At 37.3% G+C, this 14,320-nt stretch carries 16 protein-coding genes; 11 read left to right on the top strand and 5 right to left on the bottom strand.

Going from position 1 to position 14,320, the window contains the following annotated elements; translation table 11 throughout:
- The first annotated feature begins 47 nt into the window (after positions 1-47).
- Together MED134_RS12680 and rpe are read left to right on the top strand one after the other, a co-directional pair.
- Positions 48-911 (top strand): RNA polymerase sigma factor RpoD/SigA, encoded by an 864-nt coding sequence (locus tag MED134_RS12680; RefSeq protein WP_035327724.1) that lies wholly within the window; start codon positions 48-50, stop codon positions 909-911.
- A gap of 248 nt (positions 912-1,159) precedes the next feature.
- Positions 1,160-1,819, top strand: coding sequence for a ribulose-phosphate 3-epimerase (gene rpe / locus MED134_RS12675; RefSeq protein ID WP_038599765.1), 660 nt, complete (start codon positions 1,160-1,162; stop codon positions 1,817-1,819).
- Between the two features lie 75 nt (positions 1,820-1,894).
- Here the strand turns inward: rpe and MED134_RS12670 are convergent, their stop codons facing one another.
- Complete coding sequence (locus MED134_RS12670) at positions 1,895-2,596, bottom strand: Bax inhibitor-1 family protein (protein ID WP_038599762.1); 702 nt, start codon at positions 2,594-2,596, stop codon at positions 1,895-1,897.
- Positions 2,597-2,731: 135 nt separating this feature from the next.
- Positions 2,732-3,265, bottom strand: a complete 534-nt coding sequence (locus MED134_RS12665) for a hypothetical protein (protein ID WP_038599759.1) — start codon at positions 3,263-3,265, stop codon at positions 2,732-2,734.
- A 191-nt stretch (positions 3,266-3,456) separates the two neighbouring features.
- Here MED134_RS12665 and MED134_RS12660 point away from each other — a divergent pair, with 191 nt between their 5' ends.
- From MED134_RS12660 to MED134_RS12650, 3 genes are all read left to right on the top strand, one after another.
- Positions 3,457-4,158 (top strand): DUF4331 family protein, encoded by a 702-nt coding sequence (locus MED134_RS12660; RefSeq protein ID WP_035327716.1) that lies wholly within the window; start codon positions 3,457-3,459, stop codon positions 4,156-4,158.
- Between the two features lie 21 nt (positions 4,159-4,179).
- The gene (locus tag MED134_RS12655; RefSeq protein ID WP_035327714.1) at positions 4,180-4,803 is read left to right on the top strand and encodes a DUF4331 family protein; all 624 of its coding nucleotides are present in this window, start codon (positions 4,180-4,182) and stop codon (positions 4,801-4,803) included.
- 84 nt (positions 4,804-4,887) lie between these two features.
- On the top strand, positions 4,888-6,198 hold the full coding sequence (locus MED134_RS12650; RefSeq protein ID WP_038599756.1) for a tetratricopeptide repeat protein: 1,311 nt from the start codon (positions 4,888-4,890) through the stop codon (positions 6,196-6,198).
- Between the two features lie 256 nt (positions 6,199-6,454).
- Here MED134_RS12650 and MED134_RS12645 read toward each other — a convergent pair whose 3' ends face one another.
- Both MED134_RS12645 and MED134_RS12640 read right to left on the bottom strand, forming a co-directional pair.
- Positions 6,455-7,246 carry an anti-sigma factor domain-containing protein gene (locus tag MED134_RS12645; RefSeq protein WP_038599753.1) on the bottom strand — a complete coding sequence of 264 codons (792 nt, stop codon included), beginning with the start codon at positions 7,244-7,246 and terminating at the stop codon, positions 6,455-6,457.
- Positions 7,243-7,782 (bottom strand): RNA polymerase sigma factor, encoded by a 540-nt coding sequence (locus MED134_RS12640; RefSeq protein ID WP_038599750.1) that lies wholly within the window; start codon positions 7,780-7,782, stop codon positions 7,243-7,245. Before MED134_RS12640 ends, MED134_RS12645 begins: the two co-directional genes overlap by 4 nt.
- Before the next feature lie 155 nt (positions 7,783-7,937).
- On the opposite strand from MED134_RS12640, the gene MED134_RS12635 reads away from it, so the two are divergent.
- From MED134_RS12635 to cysM, 3 genes are all read left to right on the top strand, one after another.
- A complete protein-coding gene (locus MED134_RS12635; RefSeq protein ID WP_038599747.1) occupies positions 7,938-8,348 on the top strand; it encodes a hypothetical protein in 411 nt (136 codons plus the stop codon).
- Positions 8,349-8,435: 87 nt separating this feature from the next.
- A complete protein-coding gene (gene epsC, locus MED134_RS12630; protein WP_038599744.1) occupies positions 8,436-9,236 on the top strand; it encodes a serine O-acetyltransferase EpsC in 801 nt (266 codons plus the stop codon).
- On the top strand, positions 9,229-10,107 hold the full coding sequence (cysM, locus tag MED134_RS12625; RefSeq protein WP_038599741.1) for a cysteine synthase CysM: 879 nt from the start codon (positions 9,229-9,231) through the stop codon (positions 10,105-10,107). Before epsC ends, cysM begins: the two co-directional genes overlap by 8 nt.
- A 61-nt stretch (positions 10,108-10,168) precedes the next feature.
- Here cysM and MED134_RS12620 read toward each other — a convergent pair whose 3' ends face one another.
- Positions 10,169-11,044 carry a sterol desaturase family protein gene (locus MED134_RS12620; RefSeq protein ID WP_038599739.1) on the bottom strand — a complete coding sequence of 292 codons (876 nt, stop codon included), beginning with the start codon at positions 11,042-11,044 and terminating at the stop codon, positions 10,169-10,171.
- A 272-nt stretch (positions 11,045-11,316) separates the two neighbouring features.
- Here MED134_RS12620 and MED134_RS12615 point away from each other — a divergent pair, with 272 nt between their 5' ends.
- The 3 genes from MED134_RS12615 (at position 11,317) to MED134_RS12605 (ending at position 14,319) form a co-directional block, all read left to right on the top strand.
- On the top strand, positions 11,317-11,952 hold the full coding sequence (locus MED134_RS12615; RefSeq protein ID WP_038599736.1) for a Crp/Fnr family transcriptional regulator: 636 nt from the start codon (positions 11,317-11,319) through the stop codon (positions 11,950-11,952).
- Between the two features lie 70 nt (positions 11,953-12,022).
- Positions 12,023-12,835 (top strand): sulfite exporter TauE/SafE family protein, encoded by an 813-nt coding sequence (locus MED134_RS12610; protein WP_038599734.1) that lies wholly within the window; start codon positions 12,023-12,025, stop codon positions 12,833-12,835.
- Positions 12,836-12,909: 74 nt separating this feature from the next.
- Positions 12,910-14,319 carry an MBL fold metallo-hydrolase gene (locus tag MED134_RS12605; RefSeq protein ID WP_038601261.1) on the top strand — a complete coding sequence of 470 codons (1,410 nt, stop codon included), beginning with the start codon at positions 12,910-12,912 and terminating at the stop codon, positions 14,317-14,319.
- Position 14,320 lies beyond the last annotated feature (1 nt).

Genomic DNA, 14,320 nt, shown 5'->3' with positions numbered 1-14,320 from the left:
TTGCCTCGTATAATAAATGAACGCTAACCCAAGTTTATTTCGGCCCTATGAGACAGCTTAAAATTACTAAGCAGGTAACAAACAGAGAGACTGCTTCTTTAGATAAGTACCTACAAGAAATAGGTAAAGTAGATCTTATTACTGCAGAGGAAGAGGTAGAACTAGCACAGCGCATAAAAGCGGGTGATCACCGTGCTCTGGAACAGCTCACTAAGGCAAATTTGCGTTTTGTGGTTTCTGTATCAAAACAGTACCAAAATCAAGGGCTTACACTACCAGATCTTATTAATGAGGGTAATCTAGGACTTATCAAGGCGGCACAACGCTTTGACGAGACACGTGGGTTTAAGTTCATATCATATGCTGTATGGTGGATAAGACAGTCTATCTTACAGGCACTAGCAGAGCAGTCACGTATAGTAAGATTACCACTTAACAAGATAGGCTCAATAAATAAAATTAATAAGACTTTTGCTTTTTTAGAACAAGCTAACGAGCGTCCTCCTAGTCCTGAAGAGATTGCAAAGGAGCTGGATATGACTATAAAAGACGTAAAAGAGTCTCTTAAAAACTCTGGACGTCATATAAGTATGGATGCTCCTCTTGTAGAAGGAGAAGATTCTAATCTTTATGATGTATTAAACTCTGGAGAATCACCTAACCCTGACCGTGCTTTATTGCACGAATCTCTTAAAACAGAAATAGAGAGAGCGCTAGAGACCCTTACCCCTCGTGAAGCAGATGTGGTGAGACTCTACTTTGGTCTAGGAGACCAACGACCTATGTCGCTAGAAGAAATAGGAGAAACCTTTGACCTTACTCGAGAAAGAGTTAGACAGATAAAGGAAAAAGCTATACGTAGACTCAAGCATACCTCAAGAAGTAAAATTCTTAAAACATATCTGGGATAAACGTGATATATGCACCGATAAAGTGCATAATCTCTTAAAGTTTCAGTTTAACTTTTTGTAGAATAAAAGTTTTGGTATCTTTACAGTACTAAATGTAAGTAATTAACGCCTCTGGCGACCTAATAACAGCAACAACAGTTTATCATAACTGTTCGTTTTTTGATTGATGAATGAATCCCCGGCTGATTACCGGGGATTTTTCATTTCCAATATTTAGATAATCTTATCTTTACCCTAAAGAATCTTTTATGTCTTCAAAACTCATAGCCCCTTCTATACTAGCAGCAGACTTTGCAAACTTGCAACGTGATATAGAAATGATAAATAATAGCGATGCAGACTGGTTTCATATAGATATTATGGATGGTGTTTTTGTGCCTAATATCTCTTTTGGTATGCCAGTACTTAGAGATATCACTAAGCACGCTAGTAAGCCTATAGATGTGCACTTAATGATAGTAGATCCAGATAGGTACATACAAACATTTGCAGATCTGGGAGCAGATATTCTTACCGTACATTATGAGGCTTGCACGCATTTACACAGAACACTACAAGCCATAAAAGATGCTGGTATGAAAGCTGGTGTAGCACTTAACCCACACACACCTATATCCCTACTAGAAGATGTAATAAGAGATATTGATCTAGTATGCGTGATGAGTGTAAATCCTGGTTTTGGCGGTCAAAAATTTATAGAAAATACCTATGATAAAGTGGCTGCGCTCAACTCTCTTATTATAAGAAAAGGTGCGACCACGCTTATAGAAATAGACGGTGGTGTGACAAATAAAAATGCTTCACAACTCATTGAAAAAGGAGCAGATGTACTCGTAGCGGGAAGCTATGTTTTTAAGTCCGAAAATCCCGTTACCACAATTAAAAATCTAAAATCACAGATTATATAAGTGATCAATTAAGTAAATAAAAAAGCCATCGCTTATACAGCAATGGCTTTTTTGTTTTTATAAAACTTGGTAATACTAGTCTCTTGACATGAATATTCTAAGTATGTACCAAAACAACAACATAAGTGATGCAAATAAGCCTAAGGCAGCAGCGACATATTGCTCCTCATCATATTTATGAACCATATTTGAGGTTGTATAAAGTATAGACCCTGCGGCAAGAGCAACCATCCCTACACTAAACCAAAGTCCTAAGTCAAATCCAAATAACAAACCTGCAACCATTAGGCCTATAGCGAGAAAGAAACCAATGGTAAGTATTGATCTTAAGAATGAAAAATCCTTTTTTGTGACAATAACTACTCCAGATAGCCCTGCAAAAAGTGCAATAGTCATTACAGCTGCTTTTTGAAGCATCTCAACACCATCTATCATTGAGAAAGCAATGAGCAATAAGGGTATGAAAATAAAGGCTTCGGCCACTACATAGATACCTAGCGCTAGATAATGCTTGGTCTTATCACGGGAGTTAAGTGCTAGGCCTTCAGCATAGTTTGTAATAAACATAAATGCTCCCAGTAATAATAACCAACTCCATCCACCCGTAAGTGACATTGCAAAGTTTACTATAACTGGTGATTGAAAAAATAAGTACTCAGTAACTATAAATAGTAATACTGCTATCGCAACATAGGTGTAGGTCTTTCGGTAGAAGTCTACGCGCTGCTCGTCTGAGAGTGCGCTTACTGGTAAAAATTGAGGTTGTGGTGATTCCATATAAATATATTTGATTGATGATTAATAGTTTCAAATGTAATAAAAGATGTTTTACGCTTTCGCGAAAGCGTAATTAAAACCTACAAGCGCCTATTAGTCTATAGTTGTACCTAATAGGTATAGTCTAAAGGATTCTTACTTCTTTGAAGAAGCTCCTTTAAAGTTTTGAGAGCTATTTTTGAAAAGAACGTTAAAGGTAGTAAGACTTCCGTAGATGCGGGTAATATACTGTTGTAGGTCTATTTTATCTTGATCATCAAGAGTTTTACTCGCGTTTATCTTTTGCTCCATCACACGTATACGGTCGCGCACCATCACGATTTTATGAAAGAAACTATCTATAGGGATTTCTTTTGAGGCTAGGCTACTATCCTTTGGGTTCATTGTGAGGGTACCTCCTCTCCACTTATCTGCAAGTGGGACGACCTCAGAGATGTCACTATATCTTTTTAACAAGTCTCTTAAAGACTTCTCTACTTCATAAAAACTTACAGTATCAACCTCATCTTCTATAGCTTCTATCACGTCAAAATGATCATCTAGCGTGATGGTCTCTAGACCACCATCTATAAAGGTAACCCAATATAACTCTGATGTTACGTTTGTGATCACACCTTTTCCAAGTTTATGGTGATCTATTCTACTCCCTATTCCTAATAATGTATTCATTTACTATGGTGTTTGTATAAGGTCTAAGATATTATACTCTATTGAAAATTGCACAAACCCCTTGTAAAATTTGCGTAAAGAGGAATTATAGATTGCTGTTTTTAAAAATTATGTTAACAAGAGTTTAACGTATGCCATAAAACCCATAGCACATAAGCTGCGTAGGTATCTGAAATAAATAACATACAACAATGAAAACAGTATCAAAAATTCTAATTGCCAGCGCACTTGTTGCTGGAGTGGGTGCCCTAATCGCGGCAGACCACCTAGATGCACCAGCTGTGGGAGGAACCACGGCAGACATCACAGATTATTTTGCCTTTGAAAGTGCAGAAAATGGAGACAACACCGTATTTGTAGCAAACGTACAGAGCTCGCTAGCGCCTGCAGGTAACGACGCAACATTTGACGAGAACGTTCTAGTTGAGTTTAATATAGATAACACGGGAGATCTTGTAGAAGATCGCGTGATACAAGCTATAGCTAGAGATGGGAGAATGTACTTTTTTGGCCCATATGCGCCTTCTACCACAGGGTTAAATAGTACAATAGATGCTTCTCAAATGATAGGTTCGGTAGCTATTACTACAGATGGTAATGCTATTACAGAAACTACAGAGGGTGGTATTAAAATGTTTGCAGGTCCTAGAGAAGATCCTTTCTTTTTTGATTTTGGAACTTTTAATGCTGTTATAGGCGGAGATGCAGAAAACAATGGACCTAATGGAGGTTTTCAAACTGCCGAAAATGCAGTAGACACCTTTGACGGTACAAATGTGCTATCTATAGTTGTAGAAATCCCTAACGCCCTTATAGGACCTACAGTAGCTCACCCAGCAGGATTTGATGTACAAGTATGGAATACTTGGGTAGAAGCAAAAAGACAACAATAATATTACTAAAGACACATAAAGATGAAATTACAAAACATAAAATACCTATTAGTAGGTGCTGTACTCGCAGGGTTTGTATCGTGTAACGATGATGACGATTTATTTATACCAGCACCAGAAGAGCAAATGGAAATGGAGGAGCTTAACTTTGAAGGAACTTTTGCTCAAGAAGACCAGATGGGAAGAGCCGCTATAAACACCGTTCTTAATGGAGATAGCGCTTCAAAAAACAGCTTTAACCTTACAATACCGTCTGAGATGGTAGCAAACTTTCAGCAAGGGTTTCTTGATAGAGCAGTTGCATTACACGCTGCTTTTGGTGTAGAATATGAAAATAATGTATTAGGTCTAGATGCAACAACACTTACAACAGTTCTCGCGGCAGATGTATTACAAGTTGCGCCAGATGCACCTACTACATATATAGATGGTGATGGTAATGTACTTACTGGTCGTAATCTTACAGATGATGTTGTAGATGTATCACTTATACTTCTTTTTGGAGGTAATAATGGTGACCGTTTTAATGGTCAAGATCTTGATAATGATGGCGTGGCAGATTTACCAATACTTGTTACAGATAATGTACCAAACACTGGTGAAAACCCAAGCACTACGTTCCCATACTTAGAAGGACCTCACTAGTTCCCCAACAAATCACTAGTTCCCCAATAAATAATGATAAAGGGACTGAAGTTTTTCAGTCCCTTTTTTTTAATAAAACAAACTATGAAAACACGCCAACTACCATATACAAAATACCTCATAGTGCTATGTACATTAATCTTTCTCACATCGTGTCATAGCCATAAGGAGGATATCCTCACAGATCAAAATGATTATAATGCATATCTCAGCACCTCAAATAGTAAGGTAATTTCAGAACTTAATGATCAAGTTGCCTTCTGGAACAGTCGTATTAAAAAGGACAGTTCGCAAATAATAGACTTAAGTAAAAGTGCAGGAACTTACACCGCCCTTTTTAATCAAAATGCAGATATCGAGATGCTCAAAAAGGCTGAGCAAAATTTGCACAAAGCTGCACAAAAAGCGGCGATAGGTAAAGACAACTACTTACGCGCTCTCGCTCAGAACTATATCACTCAACACCGTTTTAAAGAAGCAAAAACTATCATAGACTCTGCCGCACAAGTAGGCGGTGAGGTAAGCGCTAGCAACTTTGTATTATTTGATGTGGCAATGGAGCTAGGTAAGTATAAAGAAGCAAAAACATTACTAGACAAAGAAGCAGACTTTTCTAACTACAATTACTTAATAAGACTTGCAAAGTGGGAAGACTACAGCGGTAATCTAGACGCCACCATACAGCATATGGAAAACGCAATGCGCATCGCAGAGCGCAGCAATATTCCAGATCTTAAAATATGGGTATATACAAACCTAGCAGATTATTATGGTCACGCTGGTCGCATAAGAGATTCTTACAACCACTATCTTAAGACTTTAACTTTAGACCCTTCTAACGCTTACGCGAAAAAAGGAATTGCCTGGATAACGTATTCTTATGAGAATAACCCTCAAGAGGCATTACGAATTATTGAAGCGATTGAAAAAGACACTAAAAGTCCAGACTATACCTTATTAAAATCTGAAATCTATGAGTATATAGGCGATCACAAAACTTCCGAAGATTTAAAGAAGGAATTTATAAATAGCGCCACTGCCATAAACTACGGTGATATGTATGGAGCTTATCTTGTAGAGCTTTATGCATCTCAACCAGAAACAGCAGATAAAGCTATTGCTCTTGCAAAAAAGGAAGTGAGTAACCGCCCCACCCCTATGTCTTATGATTTACTAGCACGCGCACATTATGGAAAAGGAGATTATGCACAAGCACTTATTATAGCAGAGGAGCACGTGATAGGCAAAACATATGAGCCTGTAGCACAATTTCACACAGCACAAATCTATAAAGCATTAGGAATGCAAAAAGATCTCACTCCTCTTAAGAAAGAGCTCTTGGAAACAAGTTATGAGTTAGGACCAGTAACCTACTCACAAATAAAAAATTTATAATAAGAAACCAAGACACAAGCATTTGCGTATGTATTGATATAGTATAAAAGCTATAAGGTTGGATAGTTTTTTAGTTTGTTTGTGAACGATCTACTTTTTTAAGTAGGTCGTTTTTTTGCTCATAACCCAACTCAGATTGAAAAACACTCTTCACATTAACATATATATATTAAAGATGAGTTAGTGAGTTATATGAGACAAATGAGAAGACACAAAATTGCGACTAGTGTCTTATACATAAAGTTTAAGAAGAATATTAAGAGGTTACTACACCCAGCGTATATAATTGCTCAAGAGTAGGAGATTCACTACCTCCGGCAGGTTCTAGTGTGATACCAAATGCTTCAGACTGGTTAGGATTATCAAGTTCAAAAATTTGATTACCCGTAACATCATACTGGTCTAGTATCCCTAAGCTGGTAGGCGTGAGTGGTTCTAAAGTAAGCGACCATACTTGATACACCTTTCCTTGTGGCGGTTCTGGAAGACCTTTTACATCTATATAAGCCTTTCCGTTTTCTTGATCCCAGTACACAGATGCATATGCTTCTGGTGCAACGGTTTGGGCACCTAGCGGTACAGTGATAAGATCTTGCTGTCTTATCACGTTAAGGATATCTTTTGTTTGTTGTAAATCAGATTCGGCTACTTGGGTTTTAGACTCTTGTAATAATAACTCTCGCTCTGCTTCTACAAGCTGGTTTTCTAGTTTACTGTTTTCAGTGTATAAATAACCTACACCAGCAAGTAAAAGAATGGCAGCTGCCCATAATATAATGGTAGGTATAGGAGTTCGCTTTCGCGAAAGCGGTATTACTTTACCATTTACATCTATATACTTTCTTAGGTTGCTAAAGTCTGCCACCTGAGCCGGAGCGGCTGCGCTGGCAAGTTTCATTAAGCTATTTTCTATAGAAACTACTTCTTGTAAGAGTACTGGGTTTTGAGCTACGATGTGAGCAACCTCGACCATCTCTTCCTCAAGAAGGGTCCCATATACGAAGAGTTCTAGCACTCCTGAGTCTATATATGTTTGTGGGTCTTTCATTCTACTCCTACGATATCTCTTAATTTTTTTATGCAGATTCTATTTCTTGTTTTTACGGTTCCCAGAGGAATATCTAGCTCTTCGGCTGTTTCCTTTTGGGTATACCCTTTAAAAAACAAAAAGTGAATTATTTTTTTACAAAGCGGTTCTAAAACGTCTACAAATTTTTGAATCCCTATGGCGTCTACAGAGGTGTTAAAACTCCCTCTCGCTTCAAGAATATCTACGAAATATTCGGCTGTATGGTTTTTACGTTGATTCTTAAATGCCTTGGATCTTGTTTTATCTATTGCACTGTTGCGCGCTATGTTGAGCATCCAGGTAAAGAATCTACCTTTCTTTGGGTTATAACGATCTGAGTTATTCCAGATTTTTACAAAAGTATCTTGTAGTACCTCTTCAGATAATTCTTTATCGTGCAGTATACTATTAATAACTCCAAAGAGGCTCTCACTATACAGCTCATATATCTTCTCAAAAGACATAGCGTCTTTTTGAAGAAATCTAGCAATTAAAGCATCTGGTTGTGTCATCATAGGGAACGACTAAGGTAATAATTATGCTTAAAATAGAAATATAAAACTCACTATTTAATATTCTTCCTCACTCACGTTATATTATCTCTCCTTATGTAACAATAGTTACTTACAAGGTCGTAACAACCCATTATTTTTACATAAAACTTCTTATTATGCTTAAAGGAACCAAACTATATAGCGTGTTATTTATGAAATGCCCGGTGTGCCAAGAAGGCGATTTTTTTAAAGGGCACCCTTATAAGTTTAGCACAATGGGTAAAGTACACAAGCGTTGCTCTTGCTGCAATACAAAGTTTGAACTTGAAACGGGTTTCTACCAAGGGTCTTACTATGTTTCTTATGCTCTAGGGGTTGCTTTATTTATGGCTGTAGTTATACTAAATTATATTTTTAGAGAAGAGCTTACTCCATCTTCACTTATGATATCTTTTGTGGTATCTCTTATCGTGCTTTTCCCGCTTCTTTATGCACTATCTAAAATTATCTGGGCACAATTTTTCTTTAATTATGATAAATCCCGTAAAAAGGCAGCTAGTACTATAGACTCAAATAGACCTGCATAGCTACTACTAACATAGCGTTTATAATTACCTTATTTTTGTATTATAATAAGTCTAATAAATTAGGCGCATCACCAGATTTTATAACTTATGGAGGTATCACACCTTGTAGATGCAATAAATGCTCATAAAAAAGAAGTACACGTTACTGTACGGTTAAAAGAGGAGTCACAGCGATTTGCTCAACTTCTTTTTAACACACTCTTTGATGTAGAGACAGATGTACAATCATCTCTTATAGTTTTAGAAGAGTTATTTATAACTATTAGAGATATTGCGTGTCCTAATATAAAGGGAAAACCTTGTAAGACCTGGACAGATTTTATGCAAGTGATACCTACTATTTGCACTAATCTCAAAAAAGATGCACAGGCCATACTTGCAAATGATCCTGCTGCACAATCACTAGAAGAGGTTTACCTTGCCTACCCTGGCTTCTTTGCCATATCAATTTATAGAATGGCAAGAGAATTTTACAATCTGCGCCTACCACTCATACCAAGATTAATGACAGAGTATGCTCACCTGCTTACAGGTATAGATATACATCCTGGCGCTACCATAGGTGACTCTTTTTTTATAGACCACGGGACAGGTGTAGTTATAGGAGAAACGGTAGAGATACGCAATCACGTAAAACTGTATCAAGGAGTAACACTAGGAGCGCTTATTGTGACTAAAGAATTACAAAACACAAAACGCCACCCTACTATACTAGATAACGTAACCATCTATGCAAATGCTACTATACTAGGTGGTGATACAGTAATAGGTGAGCACAGCGTTATAGGTGGTAACACCTGGATAACCTCATCTATAGAGCCACATACCTTTGTCGTACATAGACCAGAGCTACAAGTATCTACAAAACAAATAAGAAAAAATGAATAAAACACTCATAGATAGAATAGGTAATACACCACTTGTAAAGTCTACTACGCTTAATACAAACCCAAACGTAGCCCTATATTTTAAACTTGAGGGAAATAACCCTGGAGGGAGTGTAAAAGATCGTGCTGCTCTTAATATGATTAAGACGGCTCTAAATGCTGGCGAGATTGATAAAACGTCAAAACTCATTGAGGCTACAAGTGGTAATACGGGTATTGCACTAGCTATGATTGCAGCCATTTATGGTCTAGATATAGAGCTTGTAATGCCAGAAAAGGCCACCAAAGAGAGAGTACAAACTATGCGCGCTTATGGTGCAAAAGTTACGCTACATCCAGACGGTATAGAAGGCGCTCGAGATTATGCTATCGACAAAGTAAAAAATGAAGGCTATTACAGCTTTAACCAGTTTTCTAATGATAATAACTGGAAAGCACACTACAAGTCTACAGGTCCAGAAATCTGGAGAGATACAGATGGAGAAGTAACTCACTTTGTATCATCTATGGGCACAACAGGTACCATTATGGGTACCTCAACCTACCTCAAAGAACAAAATAAAAATGTTGAGATAGTGGGCGTACAACCCACAGACGGTTCTAGAATACCCGGTATACGTAAATGGCCAGAGGCTTATCTCCCAGCTATATTTGACGCTTCAAAGGTAGATCGTGTTCTTGAAGTAAGTACAGAAGAAGCAATTGCAATGGCTAGACGTCTCGCAAAAGAAGAAGGTATTCTTGCGGGTATGAGCAGCGGTGGCGCTACAGCAGCAGCCCTTAAACTGGCAAGCACGCTTGAGAGCGGTATTATTGTAAGTATTATATGTGATCGTGGTGATAGATACCTATCATCTGAGCTTTTTGAATAGATAGCCGCGATTATAGATTGTATTCTTTGTAATTACGCTTTCGCGAAAGCATACTACTCCCCTATTGTTGTCCTTTTTTAAGACCGTAGGTGTTTTGACTCACAAAGTCTTTTGGGAAAACCTCATCTCCGGGAAAACCTAGCTCTATAGTACCGCTATCCTCAGGTATATAATTTGTCTTAAAAATATAGTCCCATACACTTAGCGATATGCCGAAATTTACGCCATAAGTTCCTTCGGGAATGGTATATGCGTGATGATACAAGTGCATTACGGGGTTATTAAAAATATACTTTAAAGGACCCCAGGTAATCTTAATGTTTGCGTGATTTATGTGACCTATTGCGATTGCAATAAAGTGCACGATGTATGCCTGCGTAGGTTCAAAACCAAAAAGAATCATTACGCCAAATGTCTTAAGTGGTTTATAGAGAATATTCTCCATCCAGTGATAGCGCAAGTGTGCTGCAAACCCCATTTCTTTTACACTATGGTGCACCTTGTGGTACTTCCAGAAAAAAGGATATTTATGTAATAAGGTGTGTGTAAACCATTGCACAAAGTCTAGTACAATAAAAAAGACGAGTAACTGGCTCCACATAGGCCAAGAAGATGGATCAAAAAGCGCTAGAGAATCTTCGCTTATCCCTATATCTTCAAAACCAAGTTGCAATAGCTTATAAAAACCGCTTATTGCTATTGCAAACAAGAAAAAATTAAAGAACATATAAAACCCATCTAGCCAGAAGTCCTTTCTAAAAACAGATTGCTCCTTCCTCCAAGGGAAGAGTATTTCCATAGACCATACAAGTAACGATAAAATGATAAGCCCCCAGAAGTAATTAGTATACCAAGGGACTTCAAAAATGACAGATTTCCAGGTCCAGTCTATGGTACCTAAAATTGCATCTTTAAAACCTATCATATATTTTTCCATATGTTCTTAACTAGAGTGCTAGACTTTTACACGTATAAGTAGACGTAATTTGCTAGTAATCTTACAAACTTTGCTACCTTTTAAAGTGCTCATCTCATTTTGTAAAATTAATGAATTCTATATCTTTCTTACTGTAACTTTTGTTACTTAAAGGACATTAGAATTAGGTTAACTTTACAGTACAAAAAATACAGTAGTAATGTAATGCTTCATAAAAACTGAAGTATCTATCATCATAATTGTAATTTACAAACTGACTTATTTATATATAAATGATTCAAGAACTTAAGCAAAATTACGGTCAACTTTTTGAAGACGACTTACTAAACGAGATTGCACAAGTAGGGACTTATAAAGAAGTTCCTGCTGGCTTTAAACTTATGGAGATAGGCTCTTACATAAAAGGAATGCCTTTACTTATCTCTGGTGCTATAAAAATATTGCGAGACGATAAAGAAGGAGATGAGCTCCTACTCTACTACCTAGAAAAAGGTGATACCTGCTCTATGACTATGAGTTGCTGTCTTGGGCAAACAAAGAGTGAGATTAGAGCCATAGCAGAAACAGATACTAAACTTATAATGGTACCTGTCCAAAAAATGGAATTATGGACCTCAAAATATAAATCGTGGAGAAATTTTGTTTTTGAAAGCTATCACACCCGTCTCAATGAGATGCTCCACACCATAGATACTATTGCTTTTAACAATATGGACCAGCGCTTACTAGATTACCTTAGAGAGAAATCTAGAGTTAATAAAGATAACAGCATACGTAATACTCATCAAGAAATCGCAGGAGAACTACACAGCTCGAGAGTAGTTATATCCAGACTTCTCAAGAAATTAGAAAAATTAGGTAAAATAGAATTACATAGAAATTATATAGAAATCATAGATTTAGACTAGCTATGTAACCTTTGTTACTGCCAGTAGTTTTATATCAGAATACATTTGCTATAAAATACAAAGTTTCATTATGGAAGTTTTAGAAGTATTAGGATATATAAGTGCTCTAATTATAGGCATTTCTTTAGGTCTCATTGGTGGTGGTGGCTCCATACTTGCGGTACCTGTTCTTGCATATTTGTTTTCTGTAAACGAAAAAGTAGCAACTGCATACTCTTTATTTATTGTAGGTGCTAGTGCGCTCGTGGGCGGGCTTAAACAGCATCTTAAAGGATATGTAGACTGGCGTACTGCAGTAGTATTTGGTATTCCTGCTATTGTGGGAGTTACAGTGGTAAGACATTATGTAGTACCAGCTTTACCAGACGTTTTATTTACCATAGGTGATTTTGATTTTACACGCAGGATGGCAATGTTTGGCCTCTTTGCAATACTAATGATACCAGCGGCTTTCTCAATGCTCAAAAAGCGTAAAGAATGCCCAGAAAAAAATGATGGTAAGGTTTCTTATAACTATCCTCTTATCTTAATAGAAGGATTGCTAGTAGGTGCTATTACTGGTATGATAGGTGCCGGTGGTGGTTTTTTAATCATACCCGCGCTAGTAATACTTGCAAACATAAAAATGAAAGTAGCCGTAGGGACATCACTCATAATCATAGCATTTAAATCTCTTATGGGCTTCTTTTTAGGTGACGCTTTAACAATGAATGTGGACTGGGTATTTCTCTCCATTTTTACACTAATCTCTCTTATAGGAATTTTTATAGGCAGTTATTTAAGTAATTTTATAGATGGACAGAAGCTCAAAAAAGGTTTTGGTTACTTTATTTTTGCAATGGCCATTTTTATCTTTTATATGGAGTTCTTTGTAAATAAATAATATGATGAGACCAAATAACGAGTTAAAATGTATGATATAACGCTTTCGCGAAAGCGTACTAAAAAATGGAAAGTATGAAAATTGAACAAATCTACACAGGATGCTTAGCACAAGGTGCCTATTATATAGAAAGCAAAGGTGAAGTTGCTATAATTGACCCTTTAAGAGAGGTAAAACCTTATCTTGATAGAGCAAAACTTGATGATGCAAAAATCAAGTATATTTTTGAAACTCACTTTCACGCAGATTTTGTGAGCGGTCACGTAACACTAGCCAAAGAAACAGGCGCTCCTATCATATATGGTCCTAATGCAAACCCTTCTTTTGATGCAATAATTGCAAAAGATGGCCAAGAGTTCGAGCTAGGTGATGTAACTATTATAGCATTACACACTCCAGGACACACGATGGAAAGCACGACCTACCTTCTTAAAGATAAAGATGGTAAAGACCACGCGATTTTTAGTGGTGACACTTTATTTCTAGGAGATGTAGGAAGGCCAGATCTTGCTCAAAAAATGGGAGAACTCACAGAGCGCGACCTTGCTGGTTTCTTATATGACAGCTTACGCACTAAAATAATGCCCCTTGCAGATGATGTTACAGTATATCCAGCACACGGTGCGGGATCTGCCTGTGGTAAAAATATGATGAAGGAAACCGTAGACACTCTAGGGAACCAGAAACAAATGAACTATGCCTTGAGAGCAGATATGACTAAGGAAGAGTTTATAAATGAGGTTATAGATGGACTGTTACCACCACCTCAGTATTTTCCGCTCAATGTAAAAATGAACAAGGAAGGTTATGAAGACATACAAGATGTTTTAAAAAGAGGTACACAAGCCTTATCACCACAAGCTTTTGAGGCTGCTGCAAATGAGACGGGGGCCATTGTACTAGATGTACGTCATCAAGATGAGTTTGCAAAGGGTCACATACCTAGGTCTATTTTTATAGGTCTCAAGGGAGGTTTTGCTCCGTGGGTAGGAGCTCTTATTGCAGATGTAAAGCAACCTATATTACTAGTAACAGAACCTGGTAAGGAAGAAGAGGCAGTGACACGATTATCACGTGTAGGTTTTGACAACACACTGGGATATCTCAAGGGTGGTTTTGATGCCTGGAAAAAGGAAGCTCTTGAGTATGATACGGTAAGCTCTATAACGGCTGCACAGTTTAAGTCTGATCTTGAAAAATCTAAAAAACCGGTATATGATGTACGTAAAGAGAGTGAGTATTTATCTGAGCGTGTAAAAGACGCTCACCTCACACCTCTAGATTTCTTAAATAATCACCTTGCAGAGTTTCCAGAAAACGACACTTTTTATGTACACTGTGCTGGAGGATATAGAAGTATGATTGCCGCATCTATTTTAAAAAGCAGAGGCATACACAATCTTATAGATGTAAAAGGTGGTTTTAAAGCCATAAAAGAAGCTGGTGTACCTGTTACAGATTTTGTGTGTCCAACAACATTATAAA

The organism is Dokdonia sp. MED134 (genome assembly GCF_000152925.2).
In the GTDB taxonomy this organism is placed as follows: domain Bacteria; phylum Bacteroidota; class Bacteroidia; order Flavobacteriales; family Flavobacteriaceae; genus Dokdonia.
The sequence above is the reverse complement of the archived record's forward strand: the minus strand, read 5'-3'. Positions and strand labels throughout refer to the sequence as shown.